General features: G+C 71.6%; 10 protein-coding genes. 9 read left to right on the top strand and 1 reads right to left on the bottom strand.

What is annotated here, in order from left to right:
- Positions 1-61: 61 nt before the first annotated feature.
- On the bottom strand, positions 62-1,318 hold the full coding sequence (locus ACW4TU_RS18090; RefSeq protein WP_457428852.1) for a helix-turn-helix domain-containing protein: 1,257 nt from the start codon (positions 1,316-1,318) through the stop codon (positions 62-64).
- 554 nt (positions 1,319-1,872) lie between these two features.
- On the opposite strand from ACW4TU_RS18090, the gene ACW4TU_RS18085 reads away from it, so the two are divergent.
- The 9 genes from ACW4TU_RS18085 (at position 1,873) to ACW4TU_RS18045 (ending at position 24,137) form a co-directional block, all read left to right on the top strand.
- Positions 1,873-2,079: an MbtH family protein gene (locus ACW4TU_RS18085; RefSeq protein ID WP_457428851.1), complete on the top strand. Its 207-nt coding sequence runs from the start codon at positions 1,873-1,875 to the stop codon at positions 2,077-2,079.
- Between the two features lie 90 nt (positions 2,080-2,169).
- The gene (locus tag ACW4TU_RS18080) at positions 2,170-3,465 is read left to right on the top strand and encodes an MFS transporter (RefSeq protein WP_457428850.1); all 1,296 of its coding nucleotides are present in this window, start codon (positions 2,170-2,172) and stop codon (positions 3,463-3,465) included.
- Positions 3,466-3,549: 84 nt separating this feature from the next.
- Positions 3,550-9,261 (top strand): amino acid adenylation domain-containing protein, encoded by a 5,712-nt coding sequence (locus ACW4TU_RS18075; RefSeq protein WP_457428849.1) that lies wholly within the window; start codon positions 3,550-3,552, stop codon positions 9,259-9,261.
- Between the two features lie 23 nt (positions 9,262-9,284).
- A complete protein-coding gene (locus ACW4TU_RS18070; protein ID WP_457428848.1) occupies positions 9,285-16,904 on the top strand; it encodes a type I polyketide synthase in 7,620 nt (2,539 codons plus the stop codon).
- Positions 16,897-17,487: a DUF6817 domain-containing protein gene (locus ACW4TU_RS18065; protein ID WP_457428847.1), complete on the top strand. Its 591-nt coding sequence runs from the start codon at positions 16,897-16,899 to the stop codon at positions 17,485-17,487. Before ACW4TU_RS18070 ends, ACW4TU_RS18065 begins: the two co-directional genes overlap by 8 nt.
- Positions 17,487-20,612, top strand: coding sequence for a non-ribosomal peptide synthetase (locus tag ACW4TU_RS18060; RefSeq protein WP_457428846.1), 3,126 nt, complete (start codon positions 17,487-17,489; stop codon positions 20,610-20,612). Before ACW4TU_RS18065 ends, ACW4TU_RS18060 begins: the two co-directional genes overlap by 1 nt.
- Positions 20,606-21,625: a TauD/TfdA family dioxygenase gene (locus ACW4TU_RS18055; RefSeq protein WP_457428845.1), complete on the top strand. Its 1,020-nt coding sequence runs from the start codon at positions 20,606-20,608 to the stop codon at positions 21,623-21,625. Before ACW4TU_RS18060 ends, ACW4TU_RS18055 begins: the two co-directional genes overlap by 7 nt.
- The gene (locus ACW4TU_RS18050) at positions 21,622-22,908 is read left to right on the top strand and encodes a phenylacetate--CoA ligase family protein (RefSeq protein ID WP_457428844.1); all 1,287 of its coding nucleotides are present in this window, start codon (positions 21,622-21,624) and stop codon (positions 22,906-22,908) included. Before ACW4TU_RS18055 ends, ACW4TU_RS18050 begins: the two co-directional genes overlap by 4 nt.
- The gene (locus ACW4TU_RS18045) at positions 22,905-24,137 is read left to right on the top strand and encodes an aminotransferase class V-fold PLP-dependent enzyme (RefSeq protein ID WP_457428843.1); all 1,233 of its coding nucleotides are present in this window, start codon (positions 22,905-22,907) and stop codon (positions 24,135-24,137) included. The genes ACW4TU_RS18050 and ACW4TU_RS18045 overlap by 4 nt, the downstream gene beginning before the upstream one ends.
- The last annotated feature ends 13 nt before the right edge of the window (positions 24,138-24,150 follow it).

Below are 24,150 nucleotides of genomic sequence, written 5' to 3'. Positions count from 1 at the left end.
GAGCGGAATGCGAGGCGGAGACCGCGAGGGCGGGGACCAGGTGGGGACGGTGAGGCGGGGACTATGTATCGATTGCCCCGGGGCCGGGCTTCGCCGACTGGACGAAGGCCAGGGTTTCCGCGAGGTTCTTCCAGATCTCCGCGGCGAGATCCATGTTGGACGCCTCGTGCGCCTTGCCGGCCAGCGCCTCGATGGCGCGCACCCCGGCCTCCACCTGCCCGGAGATGATGTCGAGCAGATGGACCAGTACTTCGAACCGGATCATGTCGCGGAACTCGAGCTTCGTCGCGTCAGGGCGGATCTCCTCACACAGGGTGCGTGCCGCGTCGAGTTCCCCCGCCTGGAAATGTGCGTGGGCGCGGATCGTGCGGAACTCCAGGTGCTGCCCGGCGTCCCCGACCAGGGCGAGCGCGGGCTCGGCCTCCTTGAGGACCTGCTGGGCGTCGGAGAGCCGGGAGGGGTGCATCTGCAGGTAGAGCGACGCGGCGGCGAAGCGCAGCCGCATCCACAGCCGGAGGTCGTCGGCGCTGCTGCTCAGTGCCAGTGCCTCGGCCAGCCGGGCCGCGGCGGCCGCGTGGTTGCCCTGCCGGACGTACACGCTGGCCGCGGTCCACAGGGCTTCGACGCGCATGGTCCGCGTGGTGTGCTTCGAGAGCACCTCCAGGTCCGCCACGTACTTCAGCGCGTCGTGCAGTCGGCTCGCCTCGGCCTCCGTGGAGATCAGCACCATGAGCGCGCGTACCTTGTCGGCTCTGGGCACGTCATGTTCGATCGCGGTGGAGTAGGCGTCGTCGGCACAGGCGTTGGCCGCCTTCATGTCACCGAGCGAGCGGTGGAGGCGGGACACCAGGACCAGGGAGCGGACACGCAGCTCGGGGATGCCGCTCTCCTCGGCGGTCCGGAGCAGCTCCTGGCCCAGGGGCAGTTGAGCCTCGTGCGTGGCGCCCTCCGGCCGGATCCCGGCCAGCGACCACAGGGCCAGCCACCGCAACGGGAGGGACAGATCGGTCTGGTGGTGTGTCAGACGTTCCAGTAGCTCGCCGACCTGGCCGTCGCCGTCGGGCGTCGCGGTGACCGCTCTGACCAGGACCGCGACCGGTGCCTCGTCCGCGACCGGCGGGCCGTCGAAGGCGGACGGGGGCACATCGAGCCGTTCGGCGAGGTAGGCGATGATCTTGGGAGTGGGTGGCCGCGCACCGGACTCCAGGCGAGAGAGGTAGCCGGCGGAGATCTCGTCGCCAGCCAACTGCGCCTGGGACATGCCCCGTTCCTGCCTCAGTGTTCGCAGTTGCTTACCGAAGTCTGACCGATCTGCCACCGCTCAATCCTTCCTTGCCATGTATATGGGGGTGGGGGAAGCCGCTGATCGCGGCTTCCCCCACCCCCATGTCACCGACATTTTGGCAGTTGCCAGAGCGGTTGTCAATTTTTGGTAATTACCCTTGGGTCAGGTTGGCAACGCTCAGGCGTATCCGTCGCGGGACTCCGGTGGTGCCGACCGTCACGGCCAGTCGATCGCCGGAGCTCCGGAACTTGCCAGCGGGGCCGTCCAGGTCGGGCCGGGCGTCCCTGTCGCGGCATTGCCGTGACCGATGACGAAGACGACTGCGGCCAGACCGAGAACGGCGCCAAGTCGGTGCAAACATCGCATGTCAGAGGATCCCCTCGTAAAGAATGGAGAGAGCGTTGCCGCTGTGGTGTCCGAGCCGGACGTGACGTCACGCTAGCGGTTAGGCACGTCTCTTGACAAGGAGTTGCCAAAATTCAGAGCGCCATGGAAAGGTGGTGTCATCAACGTGACAAGGCGGGGCCCGCAAAGCGGTCTGCTGTGGCACGTCGCTGGGACGATCGGGCAACCCGAGGAGTGAACCGATGGTGAATGCGTTGGACGACCCCAGGGGCCGTCTGGTCGTGGTGGTGAACGGCGAAGGGCAGCACGCGCTCTGGCCGGACCACCGCGCCGTGCCCGCCGGCTGGACCGTCACACACGGCCCGGCGGACCGGTCGGCATGCGTCGCCTACGTCGACGCGCACTGGACGGACATGAGGCCGCTGGGGAGCCGCTTCTCCATGGAGTGACGTCCACCTGTGGAGTGACGGTCACCAGCCACGCTGCCCCTCCTCCTCTCCCGCCCCCCATCCCACTCCCGCCGAAACCGGAGGTATGCCGTGGAGGCACCCCGTCCGCCCGGCTCCCTCTTCCAGAACAGGGCGTTCGCCGTGTTCTGGTCGAGCCAGTCGATCTCTTTCCTGGGCACACAGATCACCTATGTGGCACTGCCCCTCACCGCGGTCGTCGTCCTGCACGCGTCACCGATGGAGGCCGGCCTGCTGAGCGCCCTGGAGACGCTCCCCTTCCTGCTGATCGGCCTCTTCGTCGGCGTTCTGGTGGACCGGCGGGCCCGGCGGCCCATCCTGATCGCAGCCAACGCGATCAGGTTCGCCGCGCTCGCCTGGATCCCCACGGCCTACGCGCTCGACATGCTGACGATCCCCCAGCTCCTCGTCGTGACCTTCCTCGTGGGCGTCATGACCGTCTTCTTCGAGATCGCCTACATGTCCTATCTCCCCGGACTGGTCGGCCGCGAGCAGTTGATGGAGGCCAACGGCAAGCTGCAGGCCTCCGCCTCGACCGCCGAGGTCGCGGGTCCGGGCATCGCCGGCGCACTGATCGGCGTGATGAGCGCCCCTGCCGTGATCGCCATCGACGCCGTGAGCTATCTGGTCTCGGCTCTCGCCCTGACCAGACTGCCCGCGGACGCCGCACCCCGGGCCGAGCAGGACGACCAGGGCAAGCAGTCGGTCTGGGCTTCTCTCCGCGAGGGATTCGCCGTCGTCGGCCGCAGCCCTCTGCTCCGCTGGTGCACCGTCGCGGTCTTCTTCCTCAGCCTGTTCTTCAGCTCGATCATGGCCGTCTACTTCCTCTACCTCATCCGTGAGGCGGGACTCGCCTCGACGGCGGTGGGACTGATCGTGGCCGTCGGCAGCGTTGGCGGGCTCGTCGGCGCCCTGCTGTCCGAGCGGTTGAACACCTGGCTGGGCGTCGGCCCGACCCTGGCGGCCGCCGTGGCTCTGCCCGGCGTCGGCTTTCTCCTGCTCGCCACCGTGGACGGGAACTCCCTCGGTTCCGCCGCGCTGGCAGGCGTCGCCACCTTCATCGGGTTCTTCGGCATTCCCGTGTGGGACGTGACCGTGATCAGCTTCCGTCAGTCGATCACCCCCGAGCATCTGCAGGGCCGGGTGAACGCGACCGTGCGCTCGCTGTCGTGGGGAACCCTGTCGCTGGGCTCCCTGATGGGCGGTGCCCTGGCCAGTTCCTGGGGCCTGCGCGAGACGGTCGTCGTCTCGGCGGTCGGACTGTTCGTACCCTCCCTGGTCGTACTCCTGTCCCCGGTGCGCGCGATTCGGCGGCTGCCCGGACAGATGGACGGGCCGGCGCAGCCGAGTCCCGTCAGCTCCCCCTGAGACATCCCCTCCGGCGAGCGGGCCGGATCCGAACCCTCGGCTCCGTCCCCCGGTGAGCCATGCCCTTCGAAGGAGAACCCCGACGTGGCGGACATCGCACACGAGCGGTACCGGTCCGAGGACGCGCCCTCGTCGCTCGGTCTCTTCACCGACCGCCTGCGGACCTCGACGTGCCGTGAACCGCGCGACTCGGTGAGCGTCACTCTCGGCGACTCGCTCGCCGGCCGGCTGGGCCGGGTCGCCGACGCCCACGACACCGACCGGTTCACGACGCTGACGGCGGTGTTCACCCTGCTGGCAGGCCGTTGCGCGGGAGCGGCCGACGTCAGCGTCGGCGTGCCGGCCGGGACGTTCCCGTACGACCCGCTGGTGCTGCGCTCCCGCTGGGAGGACACGCGGACCTTCGGGGAGTTCCTCACCGGGGTCCGGGACGGCCTGCGGGACGCTGCCGAGCGCCCGGACCAGGGCGACGACGTGACCGGGACGGCGCGGTTCCGGCTGATGACGGCGACGCGGGACGCGTACCCCGCCCCGTCCCCCGGCCTCGACGCCGACCTCGCCCTGCTCTGGGACGGGCCGTCACCGGACGGCACCCTGCGCGGCACGATCGAGTACGACACCGCCCTCTTCGACCGGGCGGCAGCGCAACGGTTCGCGGACCACTTCACGGCCCTGCTGGAGTCCGCCCTCGACTCGCCCGCGTCGCCCCTGTACCGGCTCGTGCACACGACCGCCGAGGAGCGGGCGCTGCTCGCCGCGTGGGGAACGGAACCGGTACGGACGGCCGCCGTCAGCGTGGTCGAGGCATTACGCGATCGGTCCCGGACCGCCCCGGACGCCGTGGCGTTGGTGTTCTGGGACGGAACCCTGACCTACAGAGAGCTCCATGCTCGGGCGGAGCGCCTGGCGGAGGCCCTCCTGGAACGCGGGGTTCGGGCGGAGAGCGCCGTCGCACTCGCCATGGAACCCTCGGCTTCGCTGGTCGTCGCGATGCTGGCGGTACTGCTGGCCGGCGCCGCCTATGTGCCGCTCGACCCGGGGCATCCCGACGCACGGCTGGCCCACATGGTGGCGGACAGCCGTGCGTGCCTGGTGATCGCCGACCGCGACGTCTCCTTCGGAGGCGACGTGCCCGTGATCCCGGTCGGCGAACTGCGGGCGGGGCCCGTCGGACCCGTGGAACTCCCGCCGCCGCATCCCGACCAGCAGGCCTGCGTGCTCTACACCTCCGGCTCGACCGGCCTCCCCAAGGGCGTCGCCATCACCCACCGCGGGATCGTGCGTCTGGTCCGCGACACCGACTACCTCGGCTGGGACTCCTCCGACGTGGTGGGCCAGGTCGCCAACACCTCGTTCGACGCGGCCACCTTCGAGATCTGGGGGGCGCTGCTGAACGGCGCGCGGCTGGTGGGCGTCCCCAAGGACGACGTCCTCTCGCCCCCGGCGCTGCGCAGGCGCATCGAGGCCGACGGGATCACCTCGATGCTGCTCACCACCGCCGTGTTCCACAAGTGCGCCGACGCGGACCCGGCCATGTTCCAGCGGCTGCGCACGCTCTTCTTCGGCGGCGAGGCCGCGGACGTGCGGAGGGTGCGGGCGGTACGGAACGCCGTTCCGGGCGTCCGGCTGGTGAATGCCTACGGCCCGACCGAGGGCACCACCATCGCGAGCTGCCACGACGTCGGCGCCCCGCACGCCGACGCCCGGGTACCGATCGGCCGGCCGATCGCCGGAACCGACCTGTACGTCCTGGACCCCCACGGCGGGCACGCCGGCATCGGTCTGCCCGGTGAGCTCCACATCGGCGGCCCGGGCCTGGCCCGCGGATACACCGGACGCCCCGGCCTGACCGCGGAGCGGTTCGTCCCGAGCCCGTTCGGGAGCGGGGAACGCCTCTACCGCACCGGGGACATCGTCCGCTGGCGGGAGGACGGCGTCCTCGAGTACCTCGGCCGCGCCGACTCCCAGGTGAAGCTCCGCGGGGTCCGTATCGAGCCGGACGAGATCGCGAACGTGCTCCGCGCGTGTCCCGGCGTGCGCGAGGCGGTCGTAGCCCTGAAGGGCGAAGGCGAGCGGCGGGCCCTCGCCGCCTATGTGGTCATGACGGGCGGGATGCGGGCCGAGCCCCGCGTCCTGCGATCGTTCCTGACGGAGCGGCTTCCCGCGGCGATGGTCCCGACCTGGTACGTGCCCCTCGACGAGCTGCCGGTCACACCGAACGGCAAGGCGGACCTGAGAGCGCTCCCCGAACCGGACGAGCGGGACGGCGTCCGGTCCGGGACCCGTGTCCCGCCGCGGGGCGCGACCGAGAAGCTGGTCGCCCGGGTCTGGTCGGAGCTGCTGCGGGTGACGGAGATCTCCGCGCACGACGACTTCTTCGTGCTCGGCGGGAACTCACTGCTCGCGGCTCAGGCGGTCACCCGCGTCGCCGCCGAACTCGGCGCCGGGCTCGGTATCCGGGACATCTTCGAGGCGTCCTCGGTGTCGGCGTTCGCGCGGCGCGCCGCGGCGGCCCGTTCCGTGCGCGCCGCCTCCCCCCTGGTCCCCGCCCGCCCAGGCCCCCAGCCCCTCTCCTTCGCCCAGCGGCGCCTGTGGTTCCTCGACCGGCTCGACCCCGGCAGCCCGCTCTACAACGTGCCCCTGGCCGTGACGCTCACGGGCGTCCTCGACCTGACGGCCCTGCGCCACGCCCTCCGGGAACTGGTGCGGCGTCACGCCTCACTGCGCACCCGGCTGGTGGCAACCGCGAGCGGCGACCCCGTCCAGGTGGTCGACGAGGCCGGTGACGTCCGGCTGGAGGCCGAGGACCTCGGCCGTCTGCCCGAGGCCGCACGGACCGCGACGGCCGCCGAGCGCACCCGGGCGGAGTCCCTGCTCCCCTTCGACCTCTCGGCGGGCCCGCTCGTCCGCTTCCGCCTGCTGCGTATGGACGAGCGGCGGTCCGTGCTGCTGGTGACGATGCACCACGCCGTCTGCGACGGCTGGTCGGTGGGTGTGTTCCTGCGCGACCTGGTGGCGCTGTACCGGGCGGAGCTCGGCGGCACGGCCGAACCGGCGCCGGCGCTCCCGGTCCAGTACCCGGACTACGCCGTCTGGCAGCGCGCGCTCCTCGACCGTCCCGACCAGGACGGACGGCTCGGCTACTGGACCGACTGTCTGGCGGGCGCGCCGCCCGTTCTCGACCTGCCCACCGACCGCCCCCGGCCGACCTCCCCCCGGCATGTCGGCGACACGGTCCCGGTGCGGTTGTCGAACGAACTGACCGCCCGGCTCGGTGAGGTGAGCCGACGCTTCGGCGCCACCCGCTTCATGACCCTGCTCGCCGTCTTCACGCTGGTGCTGGGCCGGTACGCGGGGGTCCGGGACGTCAGCGTCGGCACGCCGGTGTCCGGCCGGACCCGTCCGGAACTCGAAGACATGATCGGGTTCTTTGTGAACACGCTGGTGCTGCGCTCCCGCTGGGACGAGGAGCAGACGTTCGCCGAGTTCCTCACGGTCGTCCGGGAGAGTGCGCTGGGCGCCTTCGAGCACCAGGAAGTTCCCTTCGAACAGGTGGTGGAGGTCGTACGGCCGCCCCGTGACCCCAGTTGGACGCCCCTGTTCCAGGTGATGATGGCGATGCAGAACGTGCCGAAAGACACGGTCGTGGCGCCGGGGCTGTCCATGACGGTGCACGAGTCCGTCAGCCCGGTGGCGAAGTTCGACCTCACCCTGGTCTGGGAGGAGTCCTCCCTCGAGTCGGGAACTCTGTGCGGTGCGATCGAGTACGACGTCGACCTGTTCGACCGGGCGACCGTGGAACGGTTCGCGGGCCACCTCACGGCCCTGCTGGGGTCCGCTCTGGCCGCACCCGAGGCACCGCTGCACGAGCTGTCCATGCTCGGCGCGGCCGAGCTGGAGGCTCTGGTGGCAGGCCCCCGGCCCGCGTCCGGGACGGCCGCGGACACGCTGGTGCGGCTCCTGGCCGAGTCCTGCGACCGCTGGGGCGAGCGCACCGCGGTCAGCCAGGACGGCCGGTCCCTGACCTACGCCGAACTGGCCGCCCACTCCGACAGGATCTGCGCCCACCTGCGCGCCCGCGGTGTCCGGCCGGGCAGCACGGTCGTCGTGCGCATGGCGCGCGGCCCTCTCTGGCCGGCGGCGCTGCTCGGGGTCATGAAGGCCGGGGCCGCCTACGTCCCGGTCGACGTCGCCGCCCCGCAGGACCGGTTCGAACAGGTACTCGCGGACTCGCGGGCGGTCCTCGTGCTGGGCTCGTCGGCGACCGGCCGGCCCGCGTGCGGTGACCTTCCCTTCGTCCTCGCCGAGGAGGCGCTGGGCGGGGACGGGCCTGCCCCGGACACCGAGCCCTGGGTCACCGCCCCGGCGGCGACGGCCTACGTCCTGTACACCTCGGGGACCACCGGCACCCCCAAGGGGGTGTGCGTGAGCCAGGCCAACCTCGCCCACACGCTGCGTACGGTCGCGGACCGCTACGGGCTGTGCCCCGACGACCGGGTGCTCCAGTTCGCCTCCACCGCCTTCGACGTGGCGGCGGAGGAGCTCTTCGCCACGCTCATCCGGGGCGGCCACGTCGTCCTGCTCCCGGCGGGACCGGTGCCCGGGATCGCGGAGCTGACCGAGCTGGTCCGGCGGGAGCGGCTGAGCGTGCTCAACCTTCCGGCGTCGTACTGGCACGAATGGGTGGCCGTGCTCGACCGGTATCCGGCGGGCGCCTGCCCCACTCTCCGGCTCGTCGTGGTGGGCAGCGAGCGGGTCGACGCCGGACGGCTCGCGCAGTGGCAGGCCGCGGCGCCGGCCGGAGTGCGCTGGCTGAACGCGTACGGCCCGACCGAGACCACCATCACGGCCACCCTGTACGAACCCGGTCCGGGGGAGTCGTACGACGGGACGACCGTCCCCATCGGCAGGCCCCTCCCCGGTGTCCGCGCGTACGTGCTCGACGAACGGCTCCGGCCGGTCCCCCAGGGCGTCCACGGCGACCTGTACCTGGCGGGCGCCGGAGTGTCCCTGGGCTACCTGGGAGACCCGGGGCGAACGGCGGCCTCGTTCCTGCCCGACCCCTGGGGACCGCCGGGCGAGCGCATGTACGCCACGGGCGACCGGGCGCGCGCGGCCGCCGACGGGACGCTCGAGTTCCTCGGCCGCGACGACCACCAGGTCAAGCTCCGTGGTTTCCGCATCGAACTCGGCGAGATCGAGGCCGCCCTGAACGCGCACCCGCGTGTCACGGACGCGGCGGCGGTGCTGCGCGAGGACGTTCCCGGCAGACCCGTACTGGTCGGCTACGCCGCCCTCTCCGGCCCTGTCACGGCGGCCGAGCTGCGTGAGCATCTCGAACGGAAGCTGCCGGAGTACATGGTCCCCGGCTCGATCGTCCTCATGGACGCGCTGCCGCGGGGCGAACGCGGCAAGACCGACCGGCGCGCCCTGCCACCTCCCTCCCGAGCGCCGGACACCCCTGCCCGGGTCCCGCTCAGCGGCGCGGTGGAACGCCTGGTCGCCGCCGTGTGGAGCGAGGTCCTGGAGGTCGGGCAAGTGGGCGCCGAGGACAACTTCTTCGAGTCCGGCGGGCACTCGCTGCTCCTGCTGCGGGTGCAGGCCCGGCTGACGGAGCGGCTCGAACGGCAGATCCCCGTGGTGGACCTCTTCGCGTTCCCCACCGTCCGGAGCCTGGCCCGGCATCTCGCCGGCGAGGGGCGGAGCCCCTCCACGACGGGTGACGCGGGACGCAGCCGGGCGGCCGCACGCAAGGCGCGTTCGCGCGCACAGGCACCGCGGAGGACCGCGCGGTGACTTCCGAGATCTTGGAGACAGGAATGACGAACGACATTCTGGACGACGACGGAACGCCCGCCGGAGCGGTCGCCGTCGTGGGCATGGCCCTGCGATGTCCCGGCGCGGACACCCTGGACGCCTTCTGGCGGAACCTGAGCGACGGCGTCGAGTCGATCACGACGTTCACCGACGAGGAACTCCTCGCCGCGGGCGTCGCCCCGGACGAGGCCGCCCGGCCGGACTACGTGCGCCGGCTCGGTGTGCTCAGCGACATGGAGGGCTTTGACGCGGCCTTCTTCGGCTTCTCCCGACGTGAGGCCGAGATGCTCGACCCGCAGCACCGGCTGCTGCTGGAGTGCGCCTGGGAGGCCCTGGAGCACGCGGGGCGCGCCCCGGGCGCGACGGACAAGGTCACCGGCGTCTACGCGGGTGTCGGCGAAAGTGCCTATCTGCACCGCAACCTGCTGCCGAACGGTGACCTCGTCGCACGGGTGGGCGAGTTCCAGACGTCCCTCGGCAACGACAAGGACTTCGTGCCGACGCGTGTCTCCTTCAAGCTGGACCTGCGGGGGCCGAGCGTCAGCGTCCAGACGGGGTGCTCGACGTCCCTCGTCGCCGTGCACACGGCGTGCCAGTCCCTGAACAACGGCGAGTGCGACGTGGCGCTGGCCGGCGGTGCCACCGTGATCCCGCAGCGGCGGGGACACCTTCACGAGAAGGGCGGCATCAGGTCGTCCGACGGCCACTGCCGCGCGTTCGACGCCGCGGCGGACGGCACCGTGGCCGGCAGCGGCGCCGCCGTGGTGGCGCTCAAGAGGCTCGACGACGCCCTCGCCGACGGCGATGTGATCCACGCGGTGATCCGGGGGTCCGCCGTCAACAACGACGGCGCGCGCAAGGTCGGCTTCACCGCACCCAGTGTCGAGGGCCAGGCGGACGTGATCGCGGAGGCGCTCGCCGTCGCCGACGTCGACCCGTCCACGGTCTCGTACGTCGAGGCCCATGGCACCGGCACCCCGCTGGGCGACCCCGTCGAGGTGACCGCGCTCAAGAGCGTCTTCGGCACGGGCCCTGCCGGCCGCTGCGCCCTCGGCTCGGTGAAGACGAACATCGGGCACCTGGACACGGCGGCCGGTGCGGTCGGCCTCATCAAGGTGGTTCTCTCGCTCCGGGCCAGGAAGCTGCCGCCGTCCCTGCACTTCACCGAGCCGAACCCGGAACTCGGACTGGATGACAGCCCCTTCTACGTCAACACGGCCCTGGTGCCGTGGGAGGGCGAGCGTCTGCGGGCCGCCGTCAGCTCGTTCGGCATCGGCGGCACCAACGCCCACGTCGTCCTCGAAGAGGCCCCCGCTCGTACGCCCGCCCCCACCGGCCGTACCCGGCACGTCCTGCCGGTCTCCGCCGCGACCCCCGCCGCGTTGGCGACGGCCGTCGACCGGCTCGCCGGTCACCTCCGGGCGAACCCCCGCGAGCGCGTCGACGAGGTCGCGTACACGCTGCAGCGAGGCCGCCGCGGGCTCGCGCACCGCGGGTTCGTCGTCGCCGGCGGCGTCGCCGAGGCCGTCGAGGCACTGGCCTCCGGCGTCCCGGCGCGGCACGGCGCGGCCGGCCCGTCCCAGGACCGCGAGGTGGTCTTCGGCTTCCCCGGTCAGGGCGCACAGCGTGCGGGCATGGGCCGGGCGGCCTACGCACAGGAGCCGGTGTTCCGTGCGGAGGCCGACCGGGCCGCGGCCCTGCTGCGGTCGCTGACCGACGGCGCCGTCGACGTCCGGCCGGTCCTCGGTCTCGACGGCCCGGTGCCCGACGACGGGGCGACGGTCGACCGGACCTCGGTCGCGCAGCCGGCGCTCTTCGTCATGGAGTACGCGCTCGCCCGGCTCTGGGAGTCCTGGGGCGTGCGCCCCGTCGCGATGGTCGGGCACAGCCTCGGCGAACTGGTGGCCGCCTGTGTCGCCGGAGTGATGTCCCTGGAGGACGCGCTGCGTCTGATCGCCGTGCGCGGCCGGCTGATGCAGTCCGCGCCGGCCGGCACGATGACGGCCGTCCCGCTGCCGGAGAGCGAGGTGGTGGCGCTGCTCGACGGTGTGGACCTCGCCGCCGTCAACGGACCGCGCGAGTGTGTGGTCTCCGGCCCGGCCGACGCGATCACGGCCTTCGAGGCGCGGCTCGCCGGGCGCGGCATCGTCTCCAAGCGGCTGCGCACCTCCCACGCCTTCCACTCGCGCCTCATGGACGACGCGGCGGCCTCGTTCGAGGAAGAGGTCGCCCGCGTGAGGCTCTCGCCTCCACGCATCCCGTTCGTCTCCGACGTGACGGGCGACTGGATCACCGACGAGGAGGCCACCAGCCCGGCGTACTGGGCACGGCAGATCCGCGCCACGGTCCGCTTCGACGACGCCCTGACCGCCGTCCGCGACACCGGGGCGGTGCTCCTGGAGGTCGGTCCCGGACAGGTGCTGACCCGGCTGGCCCGGGCCGCCGGCGTTGCCGCGGTCGCGAGCCTGCCCGCCGGGGCCGGGGCCGGGACCGACGGGCCGCCGGAGCTGCTGTCGGCCGTCGGCGAACTCTGGTGCGAGGGCGCCGCGGTGGACTGGGAGGCGCTGGCCGGCGGGGTCCGGCCGCACCGCACGGTTCTGCCGACCTACCCCTTCGAACGCGAGCGGTGCTGGATCGACCCGCCGTCCGCCGACGCCACCGGCTGCCGCTGCGGCGGTCGGACCGACCCGAGCGTGGCGGAGGAGCCCGAGACGCGGGAGTCGGCACAGACCGCCGCACCCGGCTACCAGGACCCGACCGAGCGGGAGGTCGCCGCGGTCTTCGCCGACCTCCTCGGCGCCCACGCCATCGGCCCGGAGGACGGCTTCTTCGAGCTGGGCGGGCACTCGCTGCTCGCCACCCAGCTCGTCTCCCGGGTACGGGCCCTCTTCGGCGTCGACGTCCCGCTGCGCACCTTCATCGAGGCGCCGACGATCCGCGGCCTGGCGCGTGCGCTGGTCGCCGCCCGCGACGAGTCCGGGGACAGCGCCCCCGTCGCACTGCCGGTCGTCGTGGCCGACCCGGCCGCCACGGCGGAGCCCTTCCCGCTGACCGATGTGCAGCAGGCCTACTGGATCGGCCGCACCGGAGTCTTCGACATCGGCAACGTCGGCATGCACGGCTACGAGGAGTTCGATGCCACCGGCCTCGACCTGCCCCGGCTCGAGCACGCGTTCCGGCGGCTCGTCCGGCGGCACGGCATGCTCCGCGCGATCGTGTTGCCCGGGGGTGAGCAGCGGATCCTCACCGACGTACCCGACTACGTCATCGCCGCCCAGGACGTGCGCGGGCGACCGGACGACGAGGCACGCGAGGCCCTGGAGGCCACCCGCGTCGCCATGTCCCACCAGGTGTTCGCGCCTGAGAGCTGGCCGCTGTTCGAGCTGCGCGCCACCCTCCTGGACGGTGACCGCACCCGCCTGCACTACAGCATCGACGGTCTGATCACCGACGCCCGCAGCTCGAACCTCCTGCTCCGCGAACTCGCCGACCTGTACCGGGACCCGGACCTCGACCTGCCGGAGGTCCAGCTCTCCTTCCGGGACTACGTCCTGGCCGAGCAGAGTCTGGAGGAGACCGACCTGTACCGCCGTGCGCAGGCGTACTGGTGCGAGCGGGTGCCGGACTTCGCCCCCGCCCCCGAGCTGCCGCTGGCCCGTGAGCCGCGCACCATCGACACGCCCCGCTTCAGCCGGGTGAGCGGAACACTGGACGAGGAGCGCTGGAGCCGGCTCAAGGCGGGCGCGGCCCGCCGCGGCATCACCCCCACCGCGCTCACCATCGCTGCCTACAGCGAGGCGATGGCGACCTGGGCCACGCACCGCAGGTTCACGCTCAACCTGCCCATGGCCAACCGGCTTCCGCTTCACCCGGGCGTGGACGCCGTCGTCGGCGACTTCACCTCGGTAACGCTGTTGGAGGTCGACGCGGCCGGCACCGGCTCGTTCGGTGAGCGGGCGCGGGCGGTGCGGGATCAGCTGCTGACCGACATCGACTACCGCCTGTTCAGCGGTGTCCGTGTCCTGCGCGAGATCAAGAAGGTGCGCCCGGACGCGGCGATGCCGGCGGTGTTCACCAGTCTCTTCCTCGACCACGGCCAGGACGTCGGCCTCGGCCAGGAGGTGTTCAGCATCTCCCAGACACCGCAGGTGTGGATCGACGCCCAGGTCTTCGAGTCGGAGGGCTCCCTGGCCCTGGACATCGACGCGGTCGACGAGCTCTTCCCCGACGGGCTGGTCGCCTCGATCCACGCGGCCACCCTGGACCTGCTGCGGTGGCTGGCCGACGACGAGGCACGGTGGAACCTGCCCCTGCCGTCACTGCTGCCGGCCGCGGACGCGGCGGCGCGGGAGGACTACAACCGGACGCCGGGCCACCTGCCGTCGGGCCTGCTCCACGGGCCGTTCTTCGCCATGGCCGAGCGCGCTCCGGACCGTCCGGCCGTGATCACCCCGACCCGGACACTGAGCTACGGCGAGCTCGCCGGCCGCGCCCGGGTGATCGCCGCCCGACTCACCGCGCTGGACGTCCGGCCGAACGACCTGGTCGCCGTGGTCATGGAGAAGGGCTGGGAACAGAGCGCCGCGGTGCTCGGCATCCTGGCCTCGGGCGCGGCGTACCTGCCGGTGGACGCGGAGCTGCCAGAGGAGCGGATCCGCTTCCTGCTCGCCCAGGGGCAGGTCCGGGCCGTGCTGACCCAGTCGTGGATCGCCGGGCGGCTGACCGGGCCACTGGGGCCGGACGGCACGGTGTTCCTCGTGGACACGCTGCCCTCCGACCCGGGCGCGCAGCCCGCCGCCCGGCCGGCCACGGAGGCCGGCGACCTCGCCTACGTGATCTTCACCTCGGGCTCGACCGGTGTGCCCAAGGGCGTGATGATCAGCCACCGCGGCGCCCTCAACACGGTCGTCGACGTGAACGACCGCTTCGGCGTCGGGGAGCACGACCGGACGCTGGCCCTGTCGTCGCTGAGCTTCGACCTGTCGGTCTACGACATCTTCGGTCCCCTGGCCGTCGGCGGCGGCGTCGTCGTCCCCGACCCGGCCTCGCACCGTGACCCGGCGGTCTGGCTCGACCTGGCCGAACGGGCCGGGGTCACCGTGTGGAACTCCGTACCGGCGCTGATGGAGCTGCTGGTCGAGCACATGACGGTGGGCGGTGCGCGGAGCGACGCGCTGCGGCTGGTGATGCTCAGCGGTGACTGGTTCCCCGTCACCCTGCCGGAGCGCATCCGGCGGGTCCTGGGAACGCCGGAGATCGTGAGCCTCGGCGGTGCCACGGAGGCGTCCATCTGGTCCATCCTCCACCCCGTGGGCGAGGTGCCGGCGGACTGGCCGTCGATCCCGTACGGCCGCCCGATGCGCAACCAGGCCTTCCATGTCCTCGACGAGGCGTTCCACCCGCGGCCGACCGGTGTTCCGGGGCAGCTCTACATCGGCGGCATCGGCCTGGCGGAGGGTTATCTGCGCGACGAGGCGAGGACCGCCGCGAGTTTCGTGCGTCACCCCGTGACGGGCGAACGCCTGTACCGGACGGGCGATCTGGGACGGTTCCTGCCCAGTGGCGAGATCGAGTTCCTCGGCCGCGAGGACTTCCAGGTCAAGCTCCAGGGGTACCGCATCGAGCTGGGCGAGATCGAGACGGCGCTGCTCCAGCATCCCGCCGTGCGCGGCGCGGTGGCCGTCGTCCACGGCCGCCCCCAGGGAGCCAAACGGCTGATCGCTTTCGTCGTGCCCGAGGAGGGCCGACAGGTCCCGTCGGACGTGCGGGAGTTCCTCGGCGCGAAGCTGCCGGGCTACATGGTGCCCGAGACCGTCGTCGGGATCTCCGGGCTTCCGCTCACGGCCAACGGCAAGGTCGACCGGAAGGCCCTCGTGGTGCCGGACGAGCCGGACGAGCCGACGGTGTACGAGGCACCGGCCACGGAGGTCGAGAAGATCGTCGCGGCGGTGTGGGAGAGCATGCTGAAGGTCGAACGGGTCGGCCGGCGGGACCACTTCTTCGAGCTCGGCGGCGACTCGCTCACCGCCATGCGCACGGTCGTGCGGCTGCGCAAGGCCCTCGACGTCGAGATCCCCATCCGCGTGATCTTCGACAACCCGACGCTGGAGCGCATCGCGGCCGCGATCGACTCCGACTCCGCCGGCGCCAGTGCGGACGGCGGCGGCACGGCACGTCCGGTGGCCGGGCCCGTCCGCGCGGACCACGGTGGGGCTCCGGTTCCCCTGACGGCCGCTCAGGCCCGCCTCTGGTTCCACGACCAGCTCGTTCCGGGCAGCACCACGTACAACCTGGTCCAGCCGTTCCGCCTCACGGGTCCGCTCGACGTCACCGCCCTGCGTGGCGCCTTCGAGATGTTCGTCGACCGGCACGACGTCCTGTCGCTGTCGTTCGAAGAGGCCGGGGACGCCCCCCACCAGATGCCCGGCACCGGCAAGCCGCTGGACTTCCAGCTCATCGACGTGTGCGACAACCCGGAGAAGCTCGCTCCGGAGCGGGTGATCGCCGAGGAGGCACGCACCCCCTTCGACCTCGCGAGCGGACCGCACTTCCGGGTGAGGCTGCTGCGGGTCGCACCGCGGGAGCACGTCCTGGTCGTCTCCGTGCACCACATCGTCTGGGACGCCTGGTCGACCTCGGTCATGGTCCGTGAGATCAGCGAGCTGTACCGCGGCGGGAACGCGTCCGTCCTCCCGGAACCCGGTGTGGGTTACGCCGACGTCGCTCTGTGGGAGGCCGAGCAGGCCGGCTCGGGCGAGTTCCGGCACCAGATCGACTTCTGGCGCCGCGAACTGGCCGCTCCGCTGCCCGTCCTGGCCCTTCCCACCGAGGGGACGGTCGAGGACTCCGAGGTGATCGAGGGGGCCCGCGCGCCGCTCGCGGTCGACCCCGTGGTGGCCGCCGGCTTCAGGGACGTCTGCACGGCCGAACGCGCGACCACCTTCATGGGGTACCTCGCGGCATGGAAGGTGCTGCTCCAGTGGTGGTGCCGCCAGCAGGACATCGTCGTGGGCGTCCCGGCCGGCCACCGAGCCCACCCGCAACTGGAGAACACGATCGGGTTCCTGGTCAACAGCCTCGCCATCCGGACGCGGTTCACGGGCGACCCCACCTTCACGGACGTGCTCAGGGAAGTCCGTGAGAAGGCGCTGCAGGCGTACGTGAACCAGGACGTGCCGTTCGACCACGTGGTCCAGGCCGTGAGGCCGGAACGCCGCTCGGGCGAGTCGGCCCCGGTGTACCGCACCTGGTTCCTGCTGGAGGACGCTCCGATGTCCGACTGGGACATCCCCGGCGTACGTGCCGAGGAGATCGACGCGGAATTCCTTCTGTCGGTGCACGACATCAAGCTCACGCTCGTGGCCACCGCGGAAGGCGGAATGGAGGGCGGAATCGACTACCGCGTCGGCCTTTTCTCCGATTCCACCGTCCGCCGTCTGACGAAATGCCTGACCGAACTGGTGAAACTCCTGTCCACCGAACCGGACGCGAGGCTCAGCCTCGTCAACCGCACTCTGGAAAACCTGTGGGAAGGAAAGGAAGAGGCGCGGAAAAAGCGGTCATGGAACGACATCCGGTCGCAGCGGCGACCGCAGGACAACCGAGGAATGCTGAATGCTTGACGCCGAACGATATCGAAGCGATCTGGTGCGGCTGGGCCTGCACAAGATCGCGCACCAGGACGAGACCCTCCTGGATCACATGTTCCGGGCCTGCGCCATTCTCCAGGACATGAAGGCGGGGGAGCACGTCTGCCTCGCGGGACTGTTCCACGGCGTCTACGGAACGGAGGGGCTGCACAACGACAATGTCGAGTCCATTCCCGAGGAAAGACGCGTAGAGGTCCGAGCGTTCGTCGGACCTCGGGTGGAGGAGATGATCCACACCTTCTCCGTCATGAACTACGCGTCGCTGGGCAAGAGCTTCCGCAACATCATGCGCCCGAAAGGGGAGCCGGCCCTGAAGGACCGGCGGACCGGCGAGGACATCGCGCTGGACCGGGACGAATTCGAGGACCTCCTCCGCTTGAAACTCGGCGACGTCCTGGCGCACATGCCGCAGCAGGTCAGCCACTCCCATCTCAACCTCCCGGCCGAGTACGCGGGTTTCTGGCAGATCGCCGCCGAATACCTCGGTCCGGACGCAGTCAACACATGGAACACATTTACGAAGGGGCAGTTGTGGATCGAGCCGGAGCAGAACTGATGTCTCAGGCCTGGGAAGGCTTCCGTCTGTCGAAGCAGCAGGAGCATGTCCTGGGGCTCGTGGCGGGCGGACGGGCCGGCCGTACCGTCGCCGTGGTGGGTCTCGGCACCCCGCTCGACCGCGAGGTGCTGGAGCGCGCGGCGCACGACGTGGTGTCGGCGCACGAGAGCCTGCGCACCGTCTACCGCAAGGTGCTCGGCGAGAACAGCACCGCGCTGATGGTGATCGAGGACCGTCCGCGGTTCCACGTGTCGGAGCGTTCCGGCGACGAGGCCGCGCTGACCGTCCTCGTGCGGGAGGAGGCGCGGGCGCGGACCGGCGAGGAGGACGCGGACTCCCTGCGCCTGACCCTCTTCACCCACGCCGGCGGCCGGCGGTCACTCGTGGTGTCGGCGCCGCGGATGAGCATGGACGCCCTCTCGGCCGAGGTCTTCCTCAGGGACCTCCGGGAGGCCTGCGCCGCGCGGCTGCACGGCACCCCGTGGAGCCGCGACGGCATCGTCCAGTACGCCGACTACACCCAGTGGCAGGTCGAGGAGGGGGCGACGAGCCCGCGCCAGAAGGAGCTCGCGGCCGACCGCGCGGCCCGGCTGACGGAGCTGCCTCCGCTGAACCTGCCGCTCGAACTCCTCTCCGACGACACCTCTCTCGCCGACCTGCGGTGGACTGTCCCCGCGCCCCTGGCACAGCGGCTGCGAAGCCTCGGCGACGACTGCGACGGCGGTCTGCGCAGCGTTCTGCTGACCGGCTGGTTCGTCGCCCTGTGGCACGCCGCCGGACGGCCGGAACGCCTGGCGGTCAACGCGCTGCTCACCCGTCGGCCGTTCCCGGAGCTCCGGACCTCGATCGGCCTGTTCGAGACTCCCGCGCCGGTGTTCGCCGCGGTCTCCGACGAGACGACGCTGACCGATCTGCTGCGCTCGGTGGACCTGGAGCTGGACGCCTTCGAGCAGGCGGACGAGAGCTCCATGGACCCGGCCGGCCAGCACGTCGCAGGCATACCGGGGTTCGCCTTCCACGACGTCACGGAGTTCGGCTCACCTGGGGAGCCGGCCTTCCGCGACCTGTGGATCGAACCGTCCGACGACATGCGCAAGGTCGCGCTCTGCGCGCAGGTCCTGGACGGGGAGATCCGTCTCACCCTGCGCCACCAGGCCCTCGGCATGGCGGAGGGCGGCATCGAGGCGCTGCTCGCCTGTCTGCGCGCCGCCCTGTCGGCGCTGGGCGGCGATCCGGGCGTCGCCGTGCCCGACCTGGCCATGCTGGACGAGGACGCCGCGCGGGAACTCGTCGCGGCCACGAACCCGGCGCAGCCGCCGGTGCGCTCCGCGGAGCACTGGCACCGCCAGGTCGAGCGGACCGCACGGTTCGCCCCCGACGCCCCGGCGCTCAGGACGGCCACGCGCTCCTGGACGTACCGGCAGCTCGACGAGGCCGCAGGCCGGCTGGCCAACGAGCTGGTCGGGCGCGGGGTGCACGCCGGCGAACTGGTCGGTCTCTGCCTCGAACGCTCCGACCTGGCCGTCGTCGCCATGCTGGCGATCGCCAAGGCAGGGGCCGGGTATGTGCCGATCGACCCGAGCCTGCCCGCCAAGCGCCGGTCCGCGGTCATCGAGGCGGTCGGTCTCCGCCACGCCGTGGCGACCGAGGAGACGGCCCCGACGCTTCCGCGGGACTGCGACACCGTCCTCCTGGACGCGGACCTCACGGTGTGCGCCCACCGCGCGAGCGACAGCCCTCTGGTGGCGACCACCGATGACGACCCCGCCTACGTGATCTTCACCTCGGGCTCCACCGGCGCGCCGAAGGGAGTCCTCGTCGGTCACGGGCACCTGGCGGCCTACCTCGACGGTGTGCTCGACCGGCTGCGCCTGACCGGCCCGGTCGACTCGGTCGCCCTGAGCACCCTGGGCACCGACCTGGGCAACACCGCGCTGTTCCCGCCGCTCGTCACCGGGGGAGAGCTGCTGGTCGTCGCGCCGGAGGTCTCCGCGGACGCGCAGGCGCTCGCCGAACTGCTCTCCCGGGAGAGCTACGACCTCCTCAAGATCACCCCGTCGCACCTGGAGGCCGTCTTCACCGTGGCCGAGGCACCGGAGCGGCTGATGCCGCACCAGGCCCTGGTCGCGGGCGGCGAGCCGTTCGGCTGGGGCTGGTACAACCTGTTCAAGGACTACCTCGGCGACTGCAGGCTCTTCAACCACTACGGCCCGACCGAGACGACCGTCGGCGTGCTCTGCGGGGAGGCCACCGCCTCCCACGACCTGGCCGCCCTGGCCTCCAGCGTCCCGCTGGGCACCCCGATGCGGCACGCCCGCGCCTACGTCCTGGACTCCCGGCGCCGGCCGCTGCCGGTCGGCGTGCCGGGCGAGCTCTGGATCGGCGGATCGTCCGTGTCGCACGGCTACCTGTCCCCGACCGAGGACCAGAGCGCCCGGTTCGTCGCCGACCCGTTCGGCCCGGACCCGTCGGGGCGGATGTACCGCACCGGTGACAAGGCGCGCCTCCTTCCCGACCACACCGTCGAGTTCCTCGGCCGGGTCGACCGTCAGATCAAGCTGCGCGGCTTCCGCGTGGAGCTGGGCGAGATCGAGGCGGTCATGCGCCAGCACCCCCGGGTGACCGGCAGCATGGTCGTGGAGGCCGGTGAGAGCACGGGCGCCCACCTCGTGGGATACCTCATCGACGCCGAGGGAGGCCGGGGCGGCGCGGAGTGGCTCCGCGAGTTCCTGGCCGAGCGTCTCCCGGACTTCATGCTGCCCGCCCACCTGGTGGCCCTGGACGCCTTCCCCCTGACCAGTACCGGGAAGGTCGACGCCTCGATGCTTCCCGAACCGGGCTTCTACACCCAGGGATCCACCGCCTACGCCGAGCCCCGGACCGGGACCGAGCAGCGGGTCGCCGGCATCGTCGCGCAGCTCCTGCTGCTGCGCCAGGTCGGCGCCGACGACGACTTCTTCGAGATAGGCGGGCATTCGCTGCTCGCGACCCAACTGGTCGCCAGGCTGCGGGACGACTTCAAGGTGAGTTTCAAGCTGCGCAACCTGTTCGAGTTCCCCGTCGTGTCGGAGCTCGCCGAGTTCATCGACCAGCTCCTCGAGAAGAAAGAGGCAGACGCATGTTGACCCAGACGACCGGCACCGGCATGAACGGGCGCTTCAGCAGAGCCCGGAGGTCCGTCGCGGTCACCAGCGAGACGCTGGTCCGCGTCGCCCCGCTGATCGACGGAACGCGCGCGGTGTCCTGCACACCGACCCTCACCGGCCTCGACGCACGGGAGTGGCTCGCGGGCTCGGGGAACGCCCTGGCCCGGCTGCGCGACGAGCACGGCGCTGTCCTGCTGCGCGGCTTCGCACCGCTGGACGCCGCGGGCCTGGCCGAACTCGCCACAGGGCTCGACGGCGAGCTGCGCGACTACGACAACCGCTCCACGCCGCGCAAGCGGGTCGACGGCAACGTCTTCACCTCGACGGAGTACCCGGCCGACCAGACCATCCCCCAGCACAACGAGATGTCGTACACGGACTCGTGGCCGGCCACCCTGTTCCTCACCTGTCTCGTCCCGGCGGCCACGGGCGGCGAGACGCCCATCGCGGACAGCGCCCGCGTCCACGCCCGGCTGCCGCGGGCCACGCGTGAGCGCTTCGAGCGGCACGGCGTGATGTACGTGCGCAACTTCGGCCATGGAATGGACCTGAGCTGGCAGGAGGCCTTCCAGACCGAGGACCGCGCCCAGGTCGACGCCTACTGCGAGCGGCACGGCATCCAGGCGGAGTGGCTGGGCGGCGAGCGGCTGCGCACCCGGCACGTGGTGCAGGCCACCGTCAGGGCGCGGGCGACCGGGGAGACGGTCTGGTTCAACCAGGCGAACCTGTTCCATGTCAGCTCGCTTCCCGAGCACGTCGAGCGCGAGCTGCGCGAGAGCTTCGCCGAGGACGAACTGCCCCGCAACGCGCTCCACGGTGACGGCACGCCCCTGGACCCGGAGGATCTGGCGCAGATCCGCGCCGCCTACGCGGCGGAGGAGATCGCCCTGCCCTGGCAGGCCGGCGACATCATGATCGTCGACAACGAGCAGTTCTCGCACGGCAGGAACCCCTACACCGGGTCCCGCACCGTCCTGGTGGCCATGGCATGAGCGACTCGACGACGTTCGAAGCCGTGCGGGAAGAGATCGCCTACGCGTTCGACAACACTGTCTTCTTCCGCAAGCACATGGAAGCCAGCGGTCTGCGGCCGGAGGACATCCGGGGCCCGGCGGACTTCCTGCGGCTGCCGCCCACCTCCAAGTCCCACTACCGGCGGAACTTTCCCGCGGGGGTGCTGGCCAAGGGCTACACCCTCAACTCGCCGCACGTCATGCGCTTCCAGAGCTCCGGAACCTCCGGCGAGCGGCTGAACAGCGCCATCCTGGCCTACGACCTGGCGAGGAGGCAGGCGACCGCGCTCGGCGTGAACCGCCGCTTCGACGAGCTGTGGCGTCCCGGCAGCCGGCCCAGGATCTGCCGCTTCGCCCCGCCGAACTGCTCGGACGTGGAATGCGCGACGGGATTCTCGACCATGGAGGACCGGACGCTCGCGGACGGCACCCTGGTACTGACCGTGGCCCACGACCTCCTCGCCACACCCGAGTGGCAGATCGTCAAGGCCCTCGACGAGATCGAGCTCTACGAACCCGACCTCCTGGTGGTGGACCCGACGCACTTCGCCTTCCTGACGAGGTGGGCGCGGCGGCTCGGCCGCAGGATCACCTCACCGCGCCGGCTGCACATGGCGTGCGGATACACCCTCATGACACGGGTGGCGCGGCGCCAGATCGAGGACTTCATGGGCCCGGACCTGGCGATCGGCGACATGATCGGCATGTCCGAGCTCGGCTACCTCGGGTTCGAGTGCCACCACGGGATGCGGCACATCAACGACCAGGACTTCCACGTGGAGTTCGTCCGCGACGGCGAGCCCGTCGCGGACGGCGAGTCGGGCGAGCTGTACGTCACGACCAAGGACGACGCACTCGTCCCACGCATCCGGTACGCCACGGGGGATCAGTTCACGCCCCTGGGCAGCCCCTGCGGCTGCGGCAGCGAGCTGCCGCTGGTGCGGATCGAGGGCCGCGCCACCCACATGATCCAGCTGGCGGACGGCCGGGTCGTCACGCCGGGCGCCGTCGACGCCGTGGTCGGCGACGCCCCCGGCATCGAGGTCTACAAGCTGGAGCAGGACCGGACCGGAGCGTGCACCTTCCGGTACATCCCCGACACCGACGCGCGGGCCGACGGCATCGCCGCGCTCGCCCACCGTCTGACCGAAGCCCTGGCGCCGAATCCGGTGCGCGTCGAGGCCGTCGACTACATCGCCAGCGAGCGCAGCGGCAAGCTCCAGCCCTGCGTCTCCCAGATATCCGCGGAAGGTGCGCGATGACCGTTCGAGACAACCTCCGGGACGACTTCCCGGCCCTGCGACGGAAGATCGACGGGCAGACGATCTCCTACCTGGACAACGCGGCCACGACCCTGAAGCCGCGGCCCGTCATCGAGGCGATCACCGAGTACTACGAGACCAACGGCGCGAACATCCACCGCGGCAAGCACCGGCTGTCCGAGGAGGCCTCCGACGCGTACGAGGCCTCCCGGGTGGCGATAGCCGCTCACCTCGGCGCCGCGGCGAACGAGGTGGTCCTGACCCGGAACACGACCGAGGCCCTGAACCTGGTCGCCCAGGGACTGGACCTGGAACCGGACGCCTACGTCGTGGGGTGCATGGACGCGCACCACTCGCAGACGCTGCCGTGGCGGCGGGCCGGCCGCCTCGCGTTGACCCGGATCGACGCCGACGGCAGACTCGACCGCGACCACTTCCGCGAGCTGCTGCGCGACCGGCCGAAAGTGGTCGCGCTCACGCACTGCTCCAACGTCACCGGTGTCGTCCACCCGGTGGCGGAGCTGATCGCCGAGATCCGTTCGGCCACCGACGCGGTCATCGTCCTCGACGCCGCGCAGTCCCTGCCCCATGAGCGCATCAACGTGCACGAGCTCGACGTCGACTTCCTGGCCTTCTCGATGCACAAGATGCTCGGCCCCACCGGGGTCGGCGTCCTCTTCGGCCGCAGTCGGCTCCTCGCCGGGCTGCGTCCCCTGTCGGTCGGCGGGGGCATGGTCGACTGGGTCGATCTGGACAGCAGCGTGGACCGGCGCACGCCCTTCAAGTTCGAAGCGGGTACGCCGGCCATCGCCTCCGCCATCGGGTCCGGCGCGGCCATCCGGTACCTGGAGTCGCTGGACGCCCCGGCCCTCCGGCGGCGCGAGCGCGAACTCGCCGCGGCCCTGGTCGGTGGGGCGCTCATCCGCCCGGGGGTGCGTCTGGTCGGGCCGCCGAACCTGACCGACCGGATCGCGCTCGTGAGCCTGCGCCTGGAGCAGGGCGTCCCCACCGGCGAAGTCGCCCGCATGCTGAGCGATTCCTACGGCTTCATGGTGCGCAGCGGTCACATGTGCTCACAGCCGCTGGTCGCCGACCTGGCCGGCGGGGAGATCCTCCGCGTCTCCGCGTACCTCTACAACGAGGTCTCCGAGATCGAGGCCCTCTACGAGGCGCTGGACGAACTGCTGAGCTGGATAGGCCCGGCCGCGGTCGTCGCCGCGCGCCGCTGAAACCACCGATCGA

This window comes from Streptomyces kryoterrae (assembly GCF_054072135.1).
The sequence above is the reverse complement of the archived record's forward strand: the minus strand, read 5'-3'. Positions and strand labels throughout refer to the sequence as shown.

Coding starts and splice junctions, on each gene's coding strand:
- ACW4TU_RS18085 (WP_457428851.1), top strand. CDS start 1,873: ATGGTGAATGCGTTGGACGACCCCAGGGGCCGTCTGGTCGTGGTGGTG.
- ACW4TU_RS18070 (WP_457428848.1), top strand. CDS start 9,285: ATGACGAACGACATTCTGGACGACGACGGAACGCCCGCCGGAGCGGTC.
- ACW4TU_RS18065 (WP_457428847.1), top strand. CDS start 16,897: ATGCTTGACGCCGAACGATATCGAAGCGATCTGGTGCGGCTGGGCCTG.
- ACW4TU_RS18060 (WP_457428846.1), top strand. CDS start 17,487: ATGTCTCAGGCCTGGGAAGGCTTCCGTCTGTCGAAGCAGCAGGAGCAT.
- ACW4TU_RS18055 (WP_457428845.1), top strand. CDS start 20,606: ATGTTGACCCAGACGACCGGCACCGGCATGAACGGGCGCTTCAGCAGA.
- ACW4TU_RS18050 (WP_457428844.1), top strand. CDS start 21,622: ATGAGCGACTCGACGACGTTCGAAGCCGTGCGGGAAGAGATCGCCTAC.
- ACW4TU_RS18045 (WP_457428843.1), top strand. CDS start 22,905: ATGACCGTTCGAGACAACCTCCGGGACGACTTCCCGGCCCTGCGACGG.